Here is a 19338-nt window from a genome sequence, read left to right on the forward strand (position 1 = left end):
ACTAAGTTAACTTTGCAAAGTTGTACAAATCCTTTTTTGTACAACTTCGCTGCACAGCTTATATCATCTCATCTCTTTTTTCTGGCCAGGCGACAGCCGGTATGCCGTTTAAATCCGGGCGCGCGAAAAGATGCCCCTGGAACTGAGAAATACCGGCCGATTCAAGCCACATCCACTCTTCGGCTTTCTCGACGCCGACGGCGGAAATGGCAATTTCCAGCGAGGTACAGCATTTGATAATCGCCTGGACAATGGCCTGGCGGGAGCCACTTTTGTGCACATCCGCAATCAGAGCGCGGTTGATTTTGATTCTGTCCGGCTGGAATTGCGTCAGCAATACCAGCCCGCCAAACCCGGCACCGAAATGATCGATTGCCACGCGAATACCGGCACCTTTTAGCATTTTTACCGCCTGGGTAAACGCATCAATGCAGGAAAATACGGCGCTTTCGTTAAATTCAACGATGATCTGTTCAGGAACCAGCCCGTTTTCTTTAATCGCCTGCACAATAAATTCAGCGGCACCTGGCACCTTGACCAGCGTCATGGGCAGCAAATTTACCGAGAGCGACTGCACTCCCAGCTTTAACGACGCGGCCATCGCAAAAGCGACACGCTTGCTTTGTAAATCGGCGGTGTAAATATCATCCCCGGCCATGTCGTCGAACCAGTCCTGCGGCGAGCCACCGACGCGGGTGCGCAGCAGGGCTTCGACAGAGACAATCTGGCGGGCAAAGGGGTCAACAATGGGCTGGAACGCAAAATGGCAACCGGCACGGCTGTCCGGGACGCCTGGTGGCAGGGGTATCGCGTTGCCATCGTCAATAAACTCCCAGGCATCACCCGGTGGAATTTCGTAGTAGAACTCTTTCTCGCTGTCTTCAACGAAGGTCTGAAAGAACTGCAACGCGCGATCGCCGTAGGTCAGTTGGTATCGCGTTGTGCCTTTATCAAACACGGTCTGCAATACCGCTTCACGGTCGTGATCGCGCAAGTCGAACAGTTCCATTCCCGTTTTACCGAAGCGTCTTGACGGTGCGTAGTCCCTAAGTACTTCGACCAGATTGTAATGGCGGTCATCGTTACAGATGTCCTGATAAATAGCCGCAACGTTTTCTTCAGGCCCTTCAAGCAGTTGAAAGAAATGAGTGCCATTGAACAGCAGGATCCCCGTCACGCTGGCCTGACCATTTTTGATATTGGCGGCTGCGACCATCTCTTCAAGCAGCGTAAACGAGACATGGTCATGCAGGTGGCTGCGGTAAATGATGGTGGTAAGCATTGAAGTTCCGGCAGGAGATTTAGGAATATTTACCTTAGCAGAGGATAGCTATGACGTCGCGCCGCTATTCCATTTGTTTTCAAATAGTTCGTGTATGACCGCAGGGGATTATGCAGAAATGTTAACAATAAAGCAGACACCGATACAGGTAATTTGTACAAATCTGGCGCGTATGAGTGCTTTTGTTTTCATGATAATTTATTGATTATTATGAATTTATTTAGTGTTTCTATAGAGGGCTAACTATTTTGTACAATTTCTATGTACATATTGGCAATCTTTGTATAACTTTAATTGTACTTTCCTGACTCATGGATTTTAGAGGAGTGACAGATGCAACAGAATGGTTTCCTTCCAAACACAGCGAATGCGGTTACGCGCTATTTTGATAAAGCGACGCTGCCAACGCAGCAAGAAACGTTAGGACGCATTGCTGTCGAGATCTTGACCGAAGGCCGCAATCTGAACCGTAAGGCTATTTGTACCAAATTGTTGTCGCGGCTTGAAAAAGCATCTGGCCCGGAAGAGGAGAGCCACTATCACACGCTGATTGGTTTGCTGTTTGATCGTTAAGATGGAAAGACTAATCGCGATAAATCACCTGGTTATTTGAGTCAATTCTCACGGGACGCCAGAAGCTGTGGCAGAACGCTACCACATGAGAATTGGCTTTATGCCGCAATTGCACTTCGGCAACGGGCGGCAACCCGAGATGCAGTTATGAACAGTAGTGAAATAGAGCAACTGACAGATGAACTTATTGGAGTGGCCGTGTTGTCGCTCCTGAAAGATAACTCTCCTATCAGCACTCAGGCTCTGATAGCCAGGCTGCGTTCGATGGAGAGCAGTGAACCTGACAGCCAACGGCGCAAGATGCTGGGGCGTATTATTGCCGAAATCAGCAATAACACCTTCGGCGAAAGGCGGCGTGGTGAAGACGCGGTAGGCATGGAATGGAATGAGGATCGCAGGGATAACATTTATCCACTGTTTGGCAACAAGCAGCCGGGCAGTAGTAAAAAACACTGACTTAAGTGCTGATAAGAATGAACTCAACATGGGGTAATGAAATGAGCCAGGCTATGCTTGAAAGTTCTGATGGGTACGAAAATCTTCCTGATCTTTCGCTCATGGAATATTTTCGCAGCGGTGGTGAAAAGCTTGCAGAGGAATCAGCCATTCTTGGTGTCGCCATCAGACGCATAGTCGCAGCCGATGAACGGATAACCCATAAGGCGTTAATTCTGGAGTTAATCCGGATGATCGAAAGCACGGATGATGTGGTACGAAGCGACATCATCCGCAATACGCTGGAAATTGTTGTACACCATACGACGGATGATATCTGACCTCAGGAACGAGGGGTTATTGCCACCGTCCGCGAAACCAGACGGTGGCAATAATCGGCCAATACCGGTTTTTTGCCTTCCCTTTATTGGCTTGTACTTGTTGAAAACATCTCTTTGCCAACACCTGCCACACCAGGGTTTTTTTACGCTTGCCTGCTGGCTTTGTGATTTGCCGCAATCTGAAAAGTGGCACTATCCTCTGTGCACAGTTTCGTAACGCCATCGCCGCGTTTTGTGGCGATAAAGGGCCACAATGTCAGGTTTTAAGCTCATCCCACTTGCCAGAAAGCTTGCCGTTGGGCTGCTTGTGCTCGGTATCGTTTTTTTTATTGGCCGCGTTTATCAGTCGGAAAAAGGCCCGAAGACAGGGCCTTTGTACATCAGGAAAGCACTTTCAGCGAGGCGTTAAACGCAGTACTTCGCTGGGCAATATCACTTTGCTGAGTAAGCGTAATAGCCTCGCGCAGTGCTGTCCTAAAGGCGGCGCTTAACTGCTGTGAACGCTCAAGGAGTTTCTGTAGTCGCGCCTCGTCAGCCATTTGCGGGTTGAAAAATTCGATCGCGGGCTGAAGCTCTTTTAACGCTTTGGCACCGGAATCCGCGAGGGTTCTGAATTGCAAATCCTTGAGCCTGACGCGTAACAATTGAATATTGTCGATATCGCTTTGCAACGCTTTGTTATAGGCGCTAAACACGCGATCAATTTTCTCTTCATAAGGCGAGGTGGTGTTGCGCCGCGTATTATGGCTTTTCAGGAACGCGTCCAGCGTGCAGCCCTTGGTTGCATAGCTTGTCAGTCGTGTCGATGAGTAGGCAGTCATACCGGCATAACCGATCCCGGTGAACAGCAGTTCGTCGGCCACGGTTTCCATGATCGCCTCAATGTCTTCCTGCGGTTTCACATCGGCTTTATTCAGAACCACATAAACATCGTCAGCGGCAAAAGCACTCTGGCGAATAAATTCAATGTCAGACTGGGCAATCGTTCCGGCAGGATCCAAACCAATCACCCAGATCATTGCGGAGCACTGCGTAAGGAATTCAAGGGTTGTTGTACGATCGGCCGCTTCCGTTCTGTTAACCGCGCCGGGATTATACCCGGGGGTATCAACCAGGCAGATGTGCTCAAACAACGCCTCATCCATTGGCGCTTGCAGGCTAATTGTCGGCATCACGGTGCGTAGATCGAAACCAAAGGCCGCCAGATAATCATGCGATAACGCTTTATACAGCTTGCTGCTTAAAGGCACGTTGCCACCGTTTTTGGCGTAGCCGCAGATGCGAGAGTCAGTCGCGCAGACAACAAAACTCGGGATCACCGTAACGGGATTAATACCGGTCGCCAGCTTCAGGGATTTATCCTGAATAAAGCTATTGATGAACTCCGACTTGCCGCTGCTGAACCCGCCTGCAACGCCAACGACCGTTTTACCGGAGGCCGCCGGGAAGGTGTTGAGTTGCTCAAGATCGGCCAGCACGTTTTGCAGAATAAGCAACGCGCCAGCTTCATCCGCCAGCGATGATTCTTCAGCAGCAAAGGCGGCATAGTCGCTATGCAGTAGCTGGCGAAATGCCTCCAGCCCGGCATTTTGCGAAGGTTGCGCAGATAAAATGGACTGCAGCAGTGCGAAGCGTTCACTCAGCGTCAGGTTATCATGATGAAGCTGGGAGTAATCCTGCTGGAGCTGCTGATGCGACACGTCCAGTTGCTGCTTAAGTTCCTCGAGCACGTGCAGACTGGCGCGGTTTTGCGATAACAGCGCTTGCGTGTTGGTGATTGTCTCGTCAAGCGATGCCACTTTTTCCACCAGACGTTCGTTACGCAGGTTTTGCTCAATGCGCTGTGCTTCGAGCGCGTTGATTTGGGTGGTCAGCACCTGTTTTTGTTGTGCCATATCATGCTGATGTTGCGCATTGAAATGCTGTAGCTGCGCTTGCTGCTCCGTTTCCAGGTGCGTCAATTGCTGCTGATGGTTGAGTTTCAACTCCGCGACAATTGTGCCAACCTGTTTTTCGTAGTCACTCAGCGTGCGCGAGACGGTTGCGGCTATCGCCTTACGCTTAAAGCACCAGAAATGGCTGAGGGTATCAAGGTCGGTAAAGACCGCTTTGTCAATGTGCGGCGCGTCACTCATTTTTTGACTCCCTGAATCTGCGCGGCAAAGCGCTGTAAGCGGTCAAGGGTCAGGGTACTGTTTTTAACTTGATTCGCAATTTGTTGAATTTTAGCGTCCATTTCAGTGACAAAAACTGATGAAATGGTGTCAGGTAAGGTGTTTTTTATGCGGGAAAAATAGTGATCGATATCGTCATAAACGGTTCGCCGTACATTGGCGACAAAATTATCTGCGCTGTCTATATACTCGTCGGCCGCATTTCCCTTCAGCTTGCCTTTTGGCGCGAGTTCAGGCGGAACGGGGATATTCAGTAAAAACGTCTGACGCGGCAATTTTGCGGCCACCGAGAGAATAACATCGGCAATCATCAGCGCCTCACATTCTCCCTCGAGGATTTCCTTGATAAGCGGGGTCACATTTTTACTGATCGCCATTTCTAAGCCGCTATGTTGTTTAACGGAGGCTTCTTTTAATTTTTCCCCCACCTCATGCACAAACCCTTTTAACGCCACCGACGTCGGGCCGGTATGGATAATCGTCTCCGTTTTGCTAACTGTTTCAGTCCCGCCGCCCCATAACTTGCGCGCAACCCAGTTATAAGCACCTGGTTTTTCGCGCGTATATTGCGTTGTTTCACTGGTACTTTGGTCGCCGATGGCGCTGCGGGTAACCTGGAACTGCTTATCAGCCTCCCGATTCAGTTCGGTAATCACTTCCCGATAGTAGTGTTCTACGCAGTCGCGATAAGCTCGGTTGAGGCGTTTATCAAGGATATTACGTTTACTTTCCAGCGCCGCACTCTGTTTTGCCAGCGCGTGTAAGTCTGAGCTGTTAATCAGCGTCATACGCTGCTCGATTTGTCGCAGAAGCGCCTCGGTAAACTCCGCTACTACCTGGTTTTTACGCGTGACCAGTACCTGCATTTTTTCACGAATAATGTCGTCTTTTTTGCGGCGAACCGCCTCGATTTTGCGGTGAATGTTGTCGATGTTCGCAAGCAAAGCCAGACTGTGTTGGGTGAGTTGTTGGTTTTGTAAGGTAAAAAAATCGGCGTAATCGTCGGTCAGATTGTCCCAGGTCTTGGTTTCGTTCGCATCCCACGTCTCGGGCGTTGCCAGCCGGTGGGAAAGTCCATATGTCACACCTGAACAGTGCAAAAGGTGTTCTTGCGGTGCCCGAATGATACTGTCAAACACGGCGCCGACTTCCGGATGATGTTGCTTGAGGTTTTTCAGCGTACTGGTCGCTCTGTTGATGAGCGAGTTTTTGATGTTTTCAAGCGTCTGGTTCAGGTGAGGGCGCTTTTCACTGCCATACAGTTGGGTATCAATCTGGCTGGCGACTAACACTAATTCCTGCACACCCTCTTTAGCGGTGATACGTCCCATGACTTCCAGATCGTTTTCATTCAAAAACTGCCCGGCCGGACTGACAATAAACACTACATCGCAGGTTTTCAGCAAATCGACGGTGCGTGCTTCACGCGACTGGACAGGGTCATTCATCCCGGGCGTGTCGATAACGCTAATATCCTTGAGTGAGGCGAGCGGCATCGAAATATGGACGACTTTCGTGAAGGGCATATATTTCCCCTCTGCGCCAACATAGTTGAGCAGCTCAGTTGAGAGGGCTTCACGATTTTCTGGCTCAATGACGCCGACATACTCAAGATCTGCAAGTGTTAACCCCGATTTTTGCATACGTGTATATTGATCATGGGACGCGCAAAGCTCGGGGTGCGAGCTCTGGATTTCCTGCAGCGCTTGCCGGGTGATATGCGCCGTTACCCGCGACTCATCTGATGTTGCGGATGTGACCGGTCGGGAAGCGAATTCTGCGTATTTTCTGTCGGTTATTTTTTTTAATTCAAAGGTATATTTGTTTGCATTGTGTTCGATTTGCTTGAGATCGTCGACCGTAAAAAACTCCACCTGCGCGCGAAAACGCTCGCCATAAGAGAGCGTGGTTAATGCCGCTGTCATTGGCGTCGCCGCTTTTGGCAGGACGTTTTCCCCGTCAAAGAACAATGCGTTGAGCAGCGAAGATTTTCCCGCTTTGACGCGCCCAACAATACCAATATTAAGCAAGCGCCCGTCGGTACTGATTTTTTCAAATGCGGCAGATAACGCGCTGGCCGAATCGAGGCAATGTTGCTGCTTTAGTTGCTGGATTTCCTGTTCAAAGAGATCGAGTACGTTGGGAAAGAGCGCTTCGAGTTTTTGCGTCTTCTCGATCAAATATTGATATTCCATAGCCGTGTCCTGCTTAACGATACAAATAAGTTGTTGCCAGCGCTTGCAGGGCAAGCGAAAGCTGCTGCAATGCGTCAAGTTGTTGGTCGATAGAGGCCTGTTGTTGTTCGCGCTCTTGTTGATAGGTGCTAATTAAGGTGCGTTGCTGATTAATTTGCTCTTCAAACTCATTACTCACGTTATTCAGTAAGGTTTGCAATTGCTCGTCGACAATTTCGGGCAAGGCTTTACGAAGCTCACTTTTGATGCCCGGGAACACACTATTCATCAGCTTATCGCGCGCTTTTTCCTCGGCGTTAAGTGAAGAGAAAAAGCGAATAATATCAGGCAAAAAGACGATGGCTAACTCCAGCACCGGGTTGAGGACATTGGTGGTGATGGCCAGAATGGAGGATAGCACCCGGTAGGCTTTTCCTGCGCCTTCTTTACTGGGGAACTTTTCACTGAGGGTTTCGACGAAACCGCTGACAGCTTTCAACTTTCCTTCTGTTTTATCAGCAATATTTTTCGCCCAGTTATCATCCAGCGCCACCATCGTGTTATTACTTTGGGCGAGGCTGACGGCTATCTCTTCGACCAACTCGGCAGAAATCTGGTCCATTTCTCGTTTTAATGTGTTCGTTAAATTCGAACGCATAATGTCGACAATTTCTCGCTCCAGTGCAGAAGGGGCGTTGCTGGTGGCGGTGAGCTTAGCCAGACGATCAAGTTGGTTATGCAGATCGCTATCAATCGCGTTGATAATGCGGGTGATCAGCGGCCCGGAATAGCGCCAGGTCAGTTCTTGCTGCGTGCGATTACGTTGCCTGAGCAGATCTTCCAGCGCCTGTTCTAACGAAACAATGGCATTATCATTATCTTTTTTGCTGTTTTTAACGACATTGCTGGCAAAGTTAATTTGACTGAGCAAATCGATATTCTGATCTTTTAGCCGATCGATAAACAGATTGTGGAATAACCGCTCGGGATCAATCGCGACAAGGGTATCATAAAAAGCCGTGGCCGATTTATTGTCCAGCGGAATAACGCTCATGTCTTTATCAAAATAGAGTTGCAGTTGCTCTTCAAGAAACCCCGAAACTTCCTGAACCTGTTCTGGCGCACGTAAATTGGTCTTGCTCAGAACGAAGGAAAAATCGCTGTCGAAGGTTTTGATACTGTCGAGATGACGCAACATGGATTGTGTTACGGTTCCATCTTCAACGCTTGTGACCACAATGAAATGCGCACCGCGCGGAAGATAATAGGCCAGCGCTTTATTATGATTTTCCAGTGACGAGCCATAGCCAGGCATATCCACCAGCACTAAAGGTGCGATTGCTTTCAGCGCGGGGCTGTCGATATGCAGGCGCAAATGTGAGTAATCCGCTGAGTTTTTATTGACTTCAGCCAGAGCCTCTACTGGCAAACGCTCTTCGCTGCCATCATGGCGGATGGCTTGCAGCCAGGGGTTTTCGCCATAATGCAGTTCCGTCGCCAGTTCTGTTTCCGGCGCGATCCCCACTGGCAGGATATCCATGCCCAAAAAGGTGTTGAGCAGCGTACTTTTACCGGCGCTGAACGCGCCAATGACCGGGAGCAGAAGTTCGGTATTTTCAAGTTGCGAGAGAAATGCGCGATCCCAGGCAAGTTCTGATCCCTGCATAAGCGTAGTTAGCTTCTGCATATATTCTGTAAATTGCTGCTGTGTGTTAAGCATTAATACATCGTCCCTTTTAGCAAGTTCGTCGCAATAGCTACGCGAAGGTCGTTCGATGGCGGATAAATACGCTGTTGTTTTTTCTTGTCAGCGCCAGGTTTGGCTAAACAAGCGCCAAATCGATTATTGACTCCCGGAAACAACAGGGGAAACCCGGAAGTTCAAGGGGATAAACGTTATCATCGCGTTGTGACAGCCTGTGTCAGTGGCTATATTTGGCATCGGCACTAAAAAGAAAAAGTTAAATTTTTTTACACATGAAAAGGAAATAACGGACAGCGCATGACCGTTATTTCCCTCTGGGTCTGATGATACGCGCGCACGCGCATTGTCACAGGATATTTTGCTCGTTATGCCGTGCGAATATGCCTCTTTCAGCGCTGTTCCTGTTTTCGCCGCAGGGTGAGTAACGGTGTGACCGAAATCCCATGTACCAGCACGCTCAGCGTCACAATAGTGATGGCGATATCGGTAATCGCCCCCGCATTCTGCAGGCCATGCGTCCAGGCATAGGCAATATAGTTAAGACTACCGATCCCGCGAATGCCCAGCCAGCCAAGACTTAACCGATGCAGCACGGATTCACCCGAACGCCAGGTCAGCAACCAGACGGCGAGGGGACGGATGAGGATAAACACGGTGAAGGCCAGCAGCAGCGCGTTGGCATCCCAGTGGCGTGACAGTGTCACACCAAGCACGATCACCAGCCCGGCGGCCAGCAGCCGCTCAACGGTATCGCCAAAGGAGAGCGCATCGCCCACCACCAGACCCACGGATTTGATCGGGTTATGCTCTTCGAGCCCGTGCCGGGTATGCGGATTCACCTGCATCTCGGCGGGCAGGTCGTGATCATCCTCGCTGCTATGGCGTTTTTGTACGCTCATCTCCGCGCTACGCAGGCCGATACCGGCAGCGAACGCCGCAAGGAAACCGGATGCGCTGAGCATCATCGCCAGCGAAAAGCTCAGGCAAATCAGCGCCAGCGCAATAAAGTCGCTGGGTGCCACTTCCCCCTGAGCATGGCGTGAGCGCGTGGCGACTAGGCCAATTAAGCGTCCGAGAACAAAACCGATACCCAGCCCGCCAACTAGCGCCCAGAGCAGATCGACACTCAGCCAGTGAAGCCACTCATCGGCGCTGATTGTGCCTCCGGCTTTTTGCCAGATCAGCGCCAGCATCAAAAAAGGCAGCGCGGTGCCATCATTGAGACCCGCTTCACTGGAGAGTGCGATGCGCAGGCGGTCATCATCCTGCGCGTCGTTAATGGCGACCAGGCTTGCCAGCACCGGATCGGTAGGGGCGAGAATGGCTGCCAGCGCCAGCGATAATGGCCACGACAGATTGGCCATAAAATGGGCGGCGACCATAATCCCGGCAATGGTCAACAGCATTGCGGGCAGCGCCAGTACGATGCCCATGCGCCAGTAAGGCGAGGCCAGCGGCAGGCGGATTTTGAGCCCGGTGATAAACAGCGACGCCGCCATTGCCATTTCGGTTATCCGGCTGGTAAGCGGGGCTTGGCGAACAATATCGATGCCAATCAGCCCCAGCATCCACGGCCCGCAGGCAATGCCTACCAGCAAATAGAGGCCAAAAATGGGCACCGGGACACGGCTTATCCAGCCGTAAGAGAGAGACATAAACAACAACAAACAACCCGCCGCAGCGGTCCAGGCCAGATATTCCATACACCTCCCGAGCAAAATCATCGTCTTAACAGGTATAGCTGCTACCAAAAGATGCGCCAGCAATGAGCCCCCAATGCAAACACGCCGTGCGTCGTGAACGGCGTGTTTGCTGCTTAATGCAGGGGGCATGACACGTGCGGGCTGGGTGCCTGTTTACTCCGGTGCGTTGCCGTCGCCTTGCTGTGATGGCCATTTCCAGTTCTGCACTTCAGGCAAATCTTCGCCATATTCGCGAACATACTGATGGTGCGCGGCAATTTTTTGCGCCAGATCCTCAAGGATGTCATCCGCGTTGCCCTGCAACGACGGCACGCGCAAAATCGCCTCCTGCGCCAGGTGAAAACGATCCAGTTCATTGAGCACGGTCATATCAAACGGCGTGGTGGTGGTGCCTTCTTCCATAAAGCCGTGCACGTGAAAATGACGGTGATTGTTACGCTGATAAGTGAGGCGGTGAATCAGGCTCGGGTAGCCGTGGAAGGCAAAAATCACCGGCTTATCAGCAGTAAAAATCGCTTCGAAGGCCTCTTCGCTCAGGCCATGTGGATGCTGATCCTGGGTTTGCAGCGCCATTAAATCCACGACGTTTACCACCTGAATACGCAGCCTGGGCAGGTAATGGCGCAGCAGATCGACCGCAGCGAGGGTTTCCATGGTCGGCACATCGCCGGCGCAGGCCATCACTACATCCGGGGTTTCATCAGGCGGCACGTTGCCGGCCCAGGACCAGATCCCCATTCCCGCGGCGCAGTGTTTTGCCGCCTCGTCGGGATTGAGCCACTGAGGCGCAGGCTGTTTCCCCGCCACGATGACATTAATGCGATCCCAGGTTTTCAGGCAGTGGTCGGCAACACACAACAGCGTGTTGGCATCGGGCGGTAGATAAATGCGCACAACATCCGCTTTTTTATTGGCGACATGATCGATAAAACCGGGGTCCTGATGGCTGTAACCATTGTGATCCTGGCGCCAGACATGCGAGGAGAGTAGGTAGTTGAGTGACGATATCGGTGCGCGCCAGGGCAGGCTGCGCGTCACTTTTAACCACTTCGCATGCTGGTTAAACATCGAGTCGACAATATGAATAAACGCCTCATAACAGTTGAACAGCCCGTGACGCCCGGTCAGCAAATAGCCCTCAAGCCAGCCCTGGCATTGATGTTCGCTCAGGATCTCCATCACCCGGCCATCGCGCGCCAGTTGTTCATCATAGGGTTTAAGCGGCTCCTGCCAGGTGCGATTCGTTACGTCGAACACTTTGCTCAACCGGTTTGAAGCCGTTTCGTCGGGGCCAAACAGCCGGAAATTGTCGCGGTTGTGTTCGAAAATAGCGGCCAGATAGGCGCCCAGCGCGGCAGTGGATTCCGCCTGCGTTTCGCCCGGTAAGCTCACTTCGACGGCGTAGTGATGCAGGTCTGGCGTCACCAGCTCCCGGCGTAAACGACCGCCGTTGGCCCACGGCGACGCGCCCATGCGCTTGTCGCCTACCGGTGCCAGTGCTTGTAGTTCTGTTTTGAGTTGCCCTGATGCATCGAAAAGATCGTCTGGCTGATAGCTGCACATCCACTGTTCCAGCAGTTGTCGGTGTTCATCGTTTTCACGGCATGACGAGACCGGAACCTGGTGCGCGCGCCAGAAATCCTCCACTTTCTTACCATCGACTGTCTGCGGGCCTGTCCAGCCTTTGGGGCTGCGCAAAATGATCATCGGCCAGCGCGGCACGGTGGTCTGCGCGTTGCCGCTTCGCGCCTGTTGCTGATAGTCACGGATGCTGTTCAGCGCCTGCTCCAGCGTTTGTGCCATCAGGCGGTGCATTCTTGCCGGTTCATGTCCGCTGACAAACAGCGGTTCGTAGCCGTAGCCGCGAAAAAGTTGTTGTAAATCATCATCGCTGGTGCGCCCGAGAAGCGTAGGGTTGGCAATTTTGTACCCGTTCAGGTGCAGGATCGGCAGCACCGCGCCGTCGCGGGCGGCGTTAAGAAATTTTATGCCGTGCCAGCTGGAGGCCAGCGGGCCGGTTTCCGCTTCGCCATCGCCAATCACGCAGGCGGCAATCAGGGACGGGTTATCGAACACCGCGCCAAACGCATGAGAGAGTGAGTAACCCAGCTCGCCGCCTTCGTTAATCGAGCCCGGCGTTTCGGGAGCGGCGTGGCTGGGAATGCCGCCGGGGAAGGAAAATTGCCGGAACAGTTTCTTCATGCCCTCGGCGTTCTGGCTTATCTGCGGGTAGATTTCGCTGTAGCTCCCCTCAAGCCAGGTGTTGGCCACCATGCCTGGCCCGCCATGGCCGGGGCCACAGATATAAATCATATCGAGATCGCGCTGGCGAATGGCGCGGTTGAGATGTACATAGATAAAATTCAGCCCCGGCGTGGTTCCCCAGTGGCCGAGCAGGCGCGGTTTGATGTGTTCCGGCCTGAGTGGCTCGCGCAGTAGCGGGTTATCCAGCAGGTAGATTTGCCCGACAGAGAGATAATTGGCCGCGCGCCAGTAGCGATCAAGCAGCTGAATTTCGTGGTCAGAGAGAGACGATATCTGTGTCATGCTTTCCTCGCGTCGTCAGAAGGTAAACCAGGCGTTGCCCTTGCAGGCGAACAAATTTCCCTTTAAGCCTGGCACACCGTGTTTTCTGATGACGAAATGAACAGAATCACGCTCCCTTTTTCGCCCAAAACCGGACGATCAACCGGGTCCTTCACTGCCCGCGGCCAGCAGCGGAACCACCACATCGCTGATGGGCGTGGCAATGCCATGTGTGCGACCATAGCGCTGCACCACGCCGTTACGGATATCCCACTCCAGCGGGCGATTCGCCTGGCGGTCGGCGAGAATTGATGTGCCTAAATCCGCTGGCGCACGGTGAAAACCGTCAACTATCTCCTGGGCCACGTTATCGCTGAGCACCGCGCCTTCCGCCCGCGCAACCCTCAGGCATTCGCGCAGGTACGCCAACGCCAGCGCGGTAATATCCTCGCGCGAGAACATGCCGGCGCGGCGATTGGCGAGCACCATCAGACCGGCGACCGCATTTTGCAACAGTTTGCGCCAGGCGATCGAGGTAAAATCCGCGGATAATTCAACCGCGCAGCGTGTATCGCGAAGCGCTTTCACCACCCGTTTTGCCTGCGGCACATCCGGCAGCGTCAGGCGCGGTTTGGCGCGCAACCAGACAGACGCATCCGGCTCGCGCTGCGCCGGGAACCAGACGACGGACGGCAGCACGCTTGCGCCGTTAACCAGCGGCGCCAGCTGACTTTTCTGCTCGACACCGTTTTGCAGCGCGCATACAACGGTGTTTTCATCGCATAACGTCGCCAGCCAGCCGGCGCTCTGTGCAACTTGCGTGGTTTTCACCGCCACAAATACCAGATCGAACGGCTTGTCCAGTGCTGCCGGATCGCTCAATACCGGGCCGGGCACCACAATTTCCCCCTCATCGTGGCGCAGAATTAACTGTTGGTGCGCGGTACGCCCGCATAAAACGGGCGCGCGGCCCACTTCATGCAGCGCCGCCGCGATAGTGGTGCCGATAGCCCCCGGGCCAAGCAGCGCAATTGTCGGAAAATCAGACATGGTGAGTTCTCCTGATGTGGTTAACCAATCATTACCGTGCCGGTCGCAATCACCGTGCACGCCAGCACTTTTCTTAGCGTTAAGGTTTCGCCGAGGAACAGATAACCCAGTAGCGCGGCAAACAAGACGCTGGTTTCACGCAGCGCGGAGACAGCCCCCATTGGCGCGGTCGCCATCGCAAAAATAATGATGCCGTAAGCCAGTAGCGAAACCAGCCCGCCGGTGGCCGCACGCACTACGCCTGGCCGCCAGCGCAGTAAACTTTTGGCGTCGCGAAGCCCGATATAGAGCGCGGGCATCAGCGCGCCCCATAACGCGCTCATCCACACGGTATAGGCGATCGCATCACCGGCGATGCGCACGCCAATGCCATCCACCACGCTATAGGCAGCGATAAACGCGCCAGTGGCCAGCGAATATTTCAGACCCGGTAGCGCCAGTCGGCGGTGTTGCAGGGCAAGCAGCAGAATACCGCCGGAAATCAACCCAATGCCAGCCAGCGCGTTCACGGCCACCTTTTCCCCGGCAAACAGCGCCGCCGCCGAGGTCACCATCAGCGGTGAAGAACCGCGCGCAATCGGGTAGGTTTGCCCGAGATCGCCGCTCTGATAACTGCGTACCAGACACAGGTTATAGCCGACATGCAGCAGCGCTGACAGCAGCGCGTATTTCCAACTGGCATAAGCCGGTAATGGCAAAAACGGTGCCACGACAACGCAGGTGAGGGCTATCGTCGCGCACATGATGGTCATCGACCATAACCGATCCGTGCCGCCGCGTAAGAGCGTATTCCAGCTGGCATGGAGCAGCGCGGCGAATAACGTCAGCAAAACAAGGTAAGTGGGCATGTATCGATGCTAATCAGCACATGCCCGGATGAAAAGTGAAGTGTCGTCATTTAAGCATGAGTAAATACTCATGCTTAGCGATAGTTAAGTTGTGCCTGTTGTGATTCTGCCAACAGCCAGCTGCGGAAAGTCACAATGTGCGGTTGCGTTTCGATCCCCTGCGGGCAGACAAAATAATAGGCGGCGGGCGACGGAAAAGGGACGTCAAAAAGCCGCACCAGCGAGCCATCGGCAATCTCTTTTTCAACGTGCCCACTGCGCGCCAGCGCAATGCCCTGGCCCAGTAACGCGGCTTCAATGGTCATATTGGTATCGGCGAAACGCACGTTTTCGTGCAGCACGTCGGTGTTGACGCCAACCTGCTTAAACCAGGCGTCCCATTTGGGAACCAGATTGGCGCCATCGCGCGTCAGCAGCGGGTAGCGCAGCAGTTCGGCCGGTTCATCCGGTGTGCCAAAACGCTGCAAAAGTGCCGGGCTGGCGACCGGGAAAAGCTGCTCGCGGAACATAAATTCCGTGTGCAGCGCCGGATAATTCCCGTGACCAAAGCGGATCGCCACATCGGCATCGGTGCTGGCGAAATTAATGGCCTGATCGGTGCTCTCCAGCGTCACCAGAATTTCCGGGTGTAAGCGCGCCAGGCCCGGCAAACGCGGTAGCAACCATTTCAGTGCGAAAGAGTAGGTGGTGTTGACGCGCAGTCGCACCCGGCCTTTTTGCTCGCGCAAATCCGCCAGCGTGGTTTCCAGCTTGCTGAAAAATTCACGCACCAGCGGCGCAAGCGCGGCACCGGCGGGCGTCAGGCTGAGGGTCTTTCCACGCTGAAACAGCGGCAATCCCCAGATTTCCTCCAGGTTTTTCAGCTGGTGGCTGATGGCACTTTGCGTAATACACAGCTCTTCTGCCGCCGCGGTAAAGGTGGGGTGGCGGGTCGCTACTTCAAATGCGCGCAGTGTCGCAGTGGGGGGGAGATCACGCATTATACGGTTCCTGTTAATGAGCTAATGCTCATAACACCCTATGCCGAAACCGTAGTGAAAGCTACGCGAACCGAACAATAAACCACCGCGATCAGAGCAGGGTAACGGTGCTGGCTAACCAGCCAGGCAGGTTTTCCCGGTACCATTCGAGATAGCGTGGGAGATCGGTTTTTTGCCGCGCAGCAAGTAACGTGACCACTTCGGTGACAATCCACGCTTTGGCGATGGCAATCTCCCGGCCGAGTTCGCGCGGTGCTGCATGATCCGCAATACGACAATAGCGCTCGGCAAGTGCCTGAAAAGCGTTTGTGGTGCCCATCCCTTTTATCAGCGGCGCGAGGTCAATCGCCGGGCTTCCCATGGAAAAGCGTTCCCAGTCGAAGAGCACCAGCTCGCCGTTATCCCTGCGCCCCCAGTTGCCCGCATTGCTGTCGCCGGAAAGTAAACCTACTTGGCGAAATAGCACCTCGCTAGATTGCTGAAAACGGCGCAGTTGTTGCGATGCCTGTTCCGGCAACGCCAGCAGCGCCAGCGATTTTTCCAGTGCGTAAACTGACCATGTATGCGTGTGATAGCGCCATGACGCATCGGGCGAAAAGCGATGCAAGCGAGCCAGCATGGCTAACGTCTCATCGCCTGCCACGGTATCCTGAGAAACCGGGTGGGGAATATACTCAAGCCTTAGTAGACGCCGCGCAGGATCGGCAAATAGCAGCTTTGGCGAGGCAATCTTTGCTGCGTTGAGCCGCTGCGCCGCATGGTGATAGAAAGCATACTCGATGTCACTGACCGGATATTTTTCAATGACGCGCTGGCCTTGCTCATCAACAAAAAGCGCCACGTTTGCGGCGCCCATTTTTGATAAATCCTGAACTGACATCCCTTTTCCTTTGCGCGCTGGTCGAGCGTTTCAGTGTAGCCTGGATTGGTGGCAACGCGGGGACAGGTTTACTCCTGCGTCGCCTGCTCCTGAGCATGCAGGCGATACTGTCTTGGCGTTAATTGATACTGTTCGCGAAACGCGCGGCAGAATGTCGATTGCTGCTGATAACCCAGATGCAGGGCAATATCCGTAATAGAGCGATGCGTTTCGCTCAGCAACGCTTTCGCAATCACCATTCGCCGATAGCGGATGTAAACACCAGGCGACATGCCGGCGATTTGTTTAAAACCGCGCTGGAAATGCCAGGCAGAATAACCGGATTTTTTCGCTAACACGCCAAGCGGTAACGGTTCGGCAATATTGCTCTCGATCCACTGGAGAATATCCTGGATGGTTAAGCTCATCAGATATAACGAGGACTTTTTTCTCATATTAATACCTGCTGTTAATGCGCAGCGTTGGGGGAAGCCATCAATATTTCTCCCCAAACGCAAAAGCGTCACGTGTCACTGTATTTGCGGGCGAGATCCGCATCAGCAATCTTCAATAATTAAGTAGACGGCATTCAGCGGCCCGTGGACGCCGACGACTTTAATCAGCTCAATATCGGCCGTCGAACTTGGCCCGGCGATAAGATTGATACACGAGGGAAGCGTTTCGCCTTCCTGTACCCGCTGGCGCAAGACGTGTGCCAGTTGCGTGACGCCGTACAGTAATCTGCTCTTATAGATAACGAACACGGTGGTGGTGGGCAGCAGGCTGATAGCGCGCCCCTGTAGCGGGGAGGAAAAGAGCACCACACCGCCGGTTTCGCACAGACCATATTCGGCGTAGACCACGCCAATACTGGCTTGTGCGGCGCGCCGCAGGTTCTCTTCTCCACCCGCTGCGTCCCAGCAATGTGCTGGAAACGCGTTCTGCAAATGCGCGGTAATGCCGACATTTGCCAGCCGGGCGTCGCCGCTAATCAGCAGCGGACCGCCGCCGTACTGGTTACAGATCCGTTCGGCAAGCTGGGGAATTTTTGCCAGCGGAGCCACTTCGCAGTGAGCCTGCATAACCGTTGTCGCGTATTCGATAAAACTGTCGCAGGGGTGCTGCTGGATCTGCCCGACATAGCGGCTGATCAGCGGCGCGTGTCCGGTGAACTCCAACGGTTGTGGTGATTGACGCGGTTCGCGACCAAGCCGTCCGGCAATTTTTTGCATAAACGCATCGCGGTTTTCCATCAGGCTTGCTCCCCGTTTTTATGCTGTTTTTGGCGTTTATTAAACCAACTGCGGAAACTCTCGCCATCGGCAGCGGGCAGATCGCGGGCCTCCGTCCACTTGCCGATGGCTGAGATGGTAAAGGGCATCTTGCCGTTGCGGATCATCAATTGGGCGGCGCGCGCGCCAGCGACCATGCCTACCTTCCACAGCCGTGGATGGCGGTTGGCGTAATTGAACAGATGAACGGTGTGCCTTTCCATCGCCGGCGTTCTTCCGCTTTCCGCCAGCGTGCGGCGGTGTTCAAGGATCAGTGACGACAGCGGAATGCGCACCGGGCAGACATCATCGCAGGCGGTGCATAACGAGCAGGCATAGGGCAGGTTTTTGAAATCATCATAACCGCCGAGCAACGGCGTGAGCACCGCGCCAACCGGGCCGGGATAAATCGAGCCGTAACCGTGTCCGCCAATATGACGGTAAGCGGGGCAGGTATTCATGCAGGCCCCGCAGCGGATGCAGCGCAGGATGTCCTGGAAAGGCGAACCCAGCACCTGCGAGCGACCATTGTCGACAATAACCAGATGGAACGATTCCGGTCCGTCGCTCTCCATGCTGCCTTGCGCGCCGGTAAGCCAGGTGTTATATCCCGTCAGACGGGCGCCAACCGCGCTGCGCGCCAGCATCGTCAGGATAATATCCAGCTCAGCGAAGGTCGGCACCACGCGCTCCATGCCCATCACGGCAATATGCGTTTTTGGCACGGTGGTACAGAGCCGGGCATTGCCTTCATTGCTCACCAGGCTGAGCGTGCCGGTTTCCGCGACCGCAAAGTTGCACCCGGTGATGCCGATATCGGCGCTGAGGAAATCCTCGCGGATCTTCTGGCGAATAAAACGCGTCATCGCTTCCGGCGTTTCGGGGCCGTCATAACCCAGCTTTTCGCGCAACACTTGCTGAATTTGATGGCGATCTTTATGAATGGCCGGGACTACCACGTGCGAAGGGGCATCTTTGGCGAGTTGCAGAATATACTCGCCCAGATCCGTTTCCACGACCTCAATGCCAGCCGCTTCAAGCGCGGCGTTCATGCCGATCTCTTCGGTCACCATCGACTTCGATTTAACGACTTTGCGTGCCTGTTTTTCCTGGGCAATCTGCAAAATATAGCGGGTGGCATCTTCTCGCGTATCAGCAAAAAAGACGTGACCGCCGTTGGCGCTGACCTTTTCGCTTAACTGGTAGAGATACGCATCCAGATTGTCGAGAACATGGGCGCGAATTTCAGCGGCGCGCGAGCGCCAGTCGGGCCAGTTTTCCAGTTCATCGACCATTTTCTGCCGGTTGATACCGATTCGATCCTGCGCGTTGGCCACAGCGTGGCGCATTACCGGATCGTCAATTTGCTGCTGTACCCGGTCATAAAAAGGAACATTGCTGGTTTTTAGCGACATAG

General features: G+C 53.7%; 16 protein-coding genes. 3 read left to right on the forward strand and 13 right to left on the reverse strand.

The window, feature by feature from the left end; all coding sequences use genetic code 11:
* Positions 1 to 58: 58 nt before the first annotated feature.
* Positions 59 to 1282 (reverse strand): diguanylate phosphodiesterase, encoded by a 1224-nt coding sequence (locus C813_RS33090; RefSeq protein ID WP_017457087.1) that lies wholly within the window; start codon positions 1280 to 1282, stop codon positions 59 to 61.
* A 333-nt stretch (positions 1283 to 1615) separates the two neighbouring features.
* Here C813_RS33090 and ycgZ point away from each other — a divergent pair, with 333 nt between their 5' ends.
* The 3 genes from ycgZ (at position 1616) to C813_RS33105 (ending at position 2631) form a co-directional block, all read left to right on the forward strand.
* Positions 1616 to 1855 carry a regulatory protein YcgZ gene (gene ycgZ, locus C813_RS33095; RefSeq protein ID WP_016495733.1) on the forward strand — a complete coding sequence of 80 codons (240 nt, stop codon included), beginning with the start codon at positions 1616 to 1618 and terminating at the stop codon, positions 1853 to 1855.
* A 147-nt stretch (positions 1856 to 2002) separates the two neighbouring features.
* Positions 2003 to 2311: a hypothetical protein gene (locus tag C813_RS47150; protein ID WP_025263585.1), complete on the forward strand. Its 309-nt coding sequence runs from the start codon at positions 2003 to 2005 to the stop codon at positions 2309 to 2311.
* 41 nt (positions 2312 to 2352) lie between these two features.
* The gene (locus C813_RS33105; protein WP_170829933.1) at positions 2353 to 2631 is read left to right on the forward strand and encodes a biofilm development regulator YmgB/AriR family protein; all 279 of its coding nucleotides are present in this window, start codon (positions 2353 to 2355) and stop codon (positions 2629 to 2631) included.
* A gap of 380 nt (positions 2632 to 3011) precedes the next feature.
* Here the strand turns inward: C813_RS33105 and C813_RS33110 are convergent, their stop codons facing one another.
* The 12 genes from C813_RS33110 to C813_RS33165 form a co-directional block, all read right to left on the reverse strand.
* Positions 3012 to 4766: a dynamin family protein gene (locus C813_RS33110; RefSeq protein WP_017457090.1), complete on the reverse strand. Its 1755-nt coding sequence runs from the start codon at positions 4764 to 4766 to the stop codon at positions 3012 to 3014.
* A complete protein-coding gene (locus C813_RS33115) occupies positions 4763 to 7000 on the reverse strand; it encodes a dynamin family protein (RefSeq protein ID WP_017457091.1) in 2238 nt (745 codons plus the stop codon). The genes C813_RS33110 and C813_RS33115 overlap by 4 nt, the downstream gene beginning before the upstream one ends.
* A 13-nt stretch (positions 7001 to 7013) precedes the next feature.
* Positions 7014 to 8645, reverse strand: a complete 1632-nt coding sequence (locus tag C813_RS33120; protein WP_238593049.1) for a dynamin family protein — start codon at positions 8643 to 8645, stop codon at positions 7014 to 7016.
* A gap of 428 nt (positions 8646 to 9073) precedes the next feature.
* Positions 9074 to 10387, reverse strand: coding sequence for a cation:proton antiporter (locus C813_RS33125; RefSeq protein ID WP_017457093.1), 1314 nt, complete (start codon positions 10385 to 10387; stop codon positions 9074 to 9076).
* 153 nt (positions 10388 to 10540) lie between these two features.
* Entirely contained in the window at positions 10541 to 12934 is a 2394-nt protein-coding gene (locus tag C813_RS33130; protein ID WP_017457094.1) for a phosphoketolase family protein, read from the reverse strand.
* 138 nt (positions 12935 to 13072) lie between these two features.
* Entirely contained in the window at positions 13073 to 13963 is an 891-nt protein-coding gene (locus C813_RS33135; RefSeq protein ID WP_017457095.1) for an oxidoreductase, read from the reverse strand.
* Between the two features lie 20 nt (positions 13964 to 13983).
* A complete protein-coding gene (locus C813_RS33140; RefSeq protein ID WP_017457096.1) occupies positions 13984 to 14811 on the reverse strand; it encodes a DMT family transporter in 828 nt (275 codons plus the stop codon).
* 74 nt (positions 14812 to 14885) lie between these two features.
* Entirely contained in the window at positions 14886 to 15791 is a 906-nt protein-coding gene (gcvA, locus tag C813_RS33145; RefSeq protein ID WP_017457097.1) for a transcriptional regulator GcvA, read from the reverse strand.
* A gap of 91 nt (positions 15792 to 15882) precedes the next feature.
* Positions 15883 to 16671, reverse strand: a complete 789-nt coding sequence (locus C813_RS33150; protein WP_017457098.1) for a phosphotransferase — start codon at positions 16669 to 16671, stop codon at positions 15883 to 15885.
* 68 nt (positions 16672 to 16739) lie between these two features.
* The gene (locus tag C813_RS33155) at positions 16740 to 17105 is read right to left on the reverse strand and encodes a helix-turn-helix transcriptional regulator (RefSeq protein ID WP_017457099.1); all 366 of its coding nucleotides are present in this window, start codon (positions 17103 to 17105) and stop codon (positions 16740 to 16742) included.
* Positions 17106 to 17207: 102 nt separating this feature from the next.
* On the reverse strand, positions 17208 to 17903 hold the full coding sequence (locus C813_RS33160; RefSeq protein WP_017457100.1) for a LutC/YkgG family protein: 696 nt from the start codon (positions 17901 to 17903) through the stop codon (positions 17208 to 17210).
* On the reverse strand, positions 17903 to 19336 hold the full coding sequence (locus tag C813_RS33165) for a LutB/LldF family L-lactate oxidation iron-sulfur protein (RefSeq protein ID WP_017457101.1): 1434 nt from the start codon (positions 19334 to 19336) through the stop codon (positions 17903 to 17905). The genes C813_RS33160 and C813_RS33165 overlap by 1 nt, the downstream gene beginning before the upstream one ends.
* Between the last annotated feature and the right edge of the window lie 2 nt (positions 19337 to 19338).

Source organism: Kosakonia sacchari SP1 (assembly GCF_000300455.3).
GTDB classification, from domain to species: domain Bacteria; phylum Pseudomonadota; class Gammaproteobacteria; order Enterobacterales; family Enterobacteriaceae; genus Kosakonia; species Kosakonia sacchari.

What these genes read in the sequence shown, in the direction of transcription:
- C813_RS33135 (WP_017457095.1), bottom strand. Translation starts at nt 13,963, where the DNA reads ATGTCTGATTTTCCGACAATTGCGCTGCTTGGCCCGGGGGCTATCGGC.
- gcvA (WP_017457097.1), bottom strand. Translation starts at nt 15,791, where the DNA reads ATGCGTGATCTCCCCCCCACTGCGACACTGCGCGCATTTGAAGTAGCG.
- C813_RS33115 (WP_017457091.1), bottom strand. Translation starts at nt 7,000, where the DNA reads ATGGAATATCAATATTTGATCGAGAAGACGCAAAAACTCGAAGCGCTC.
- C813_RS33155 (WP_017457099.1), bottom strand. Translation starts at nt 17,105, where the DNA reads ATGAGAAAAAAGTCCTCGTTATATCTGATGAGCTTAACCATCCAGGAT.
- C813_RS33150 (WP_017457098.1), bottom strand. Translation starts at nt 16,671, where the DNA reads ATGTCAGTTCAGGATTTATCAAAAATGGGCGCCGCAAACGTGGCGCTT.
- ycgZ (WP_016495733.1), top strand. Translation starts at nt 1,616, where the DNA reads ATGCAACAGAATGGTTTCCTTCCAAACACAGCGAATGCGGTTACGCGC.
- C813_RS33130 (WP_017457094.1), bottom strand. Translation starts at nt 12,934, where the DNA reads ATGACACAGATATCGTCTCTCTCTGACCACGAAATTCAGCTGCTTGAT.
- C813_RS33105 (WP_170829933.1), top strand. Translation starts at nt 2,353, where the DNA reads ATGAGCCAGGCTATGCTTGAAAGTTCTGATGGGTACGAAAATCTTCCT.
- C813_RS33160 (WP_017457100.1), bottom strand. Translation starts at nt 17,903, where the DNA reads ATGGAAAACCGCGATGCGTTTATGCAAAAAATTGCCGGACGGCTTGGT.
- C813_RS33165 (WP_017457101.1), bottom strand. Translation starts at nt 19,336, where the DNA reads ATGTCGCTAAAAACCAGCAATGTTCCTTTTTATGACCGGGTACAGCAG.
- C813_RS47150 (WP_025263585.1), top strand. Translation starts at nt 2,003, where the DNA reads ATGAACAGTAGTGAAATAGAGCAACTGACAGATGAACTTATTGGAGTG.
- C813_RS33140 (WP_017457096.1), bottom strand. Translation starts at nt 14,811, where the DNA reads ATGCCCACTTACCTTGTTTTGCTGACGTTATTCGCCGCGCTGCTCCAT.
- C813_RS33090 (WP_017457087.1), bottom strand. Translation starts at nt 1,282, where the DNA reads ATGCTTACCACCATCATTTACCGCAGCCACCTGCATGACCATGTCTCG.
- C813_RS33125 (WP_017457093.1), bottom strand. Translation starts at nt 10,387, where the DNA reads ATGGAATATCTGGCCTGGACCGCTGCGGCGGGTTGTTTGTTGTTGTTT.
- C813_RS33110 (WP_017457090.1), bottom strand. Translation starts at nt 4,766, where the DNA reads ATGAGTGACGCGCCGCACATTGACAAAGCGGTCTTTACCGACCTTGAT.
- C813_RS33120 (WP_238593049.1), bottom strand. Translation starts at nt 8,645, where the DNA reads ATGCAGGGATCAGAACTTGCCTGGGATCGCGCATTTCTCTCGCAACTT.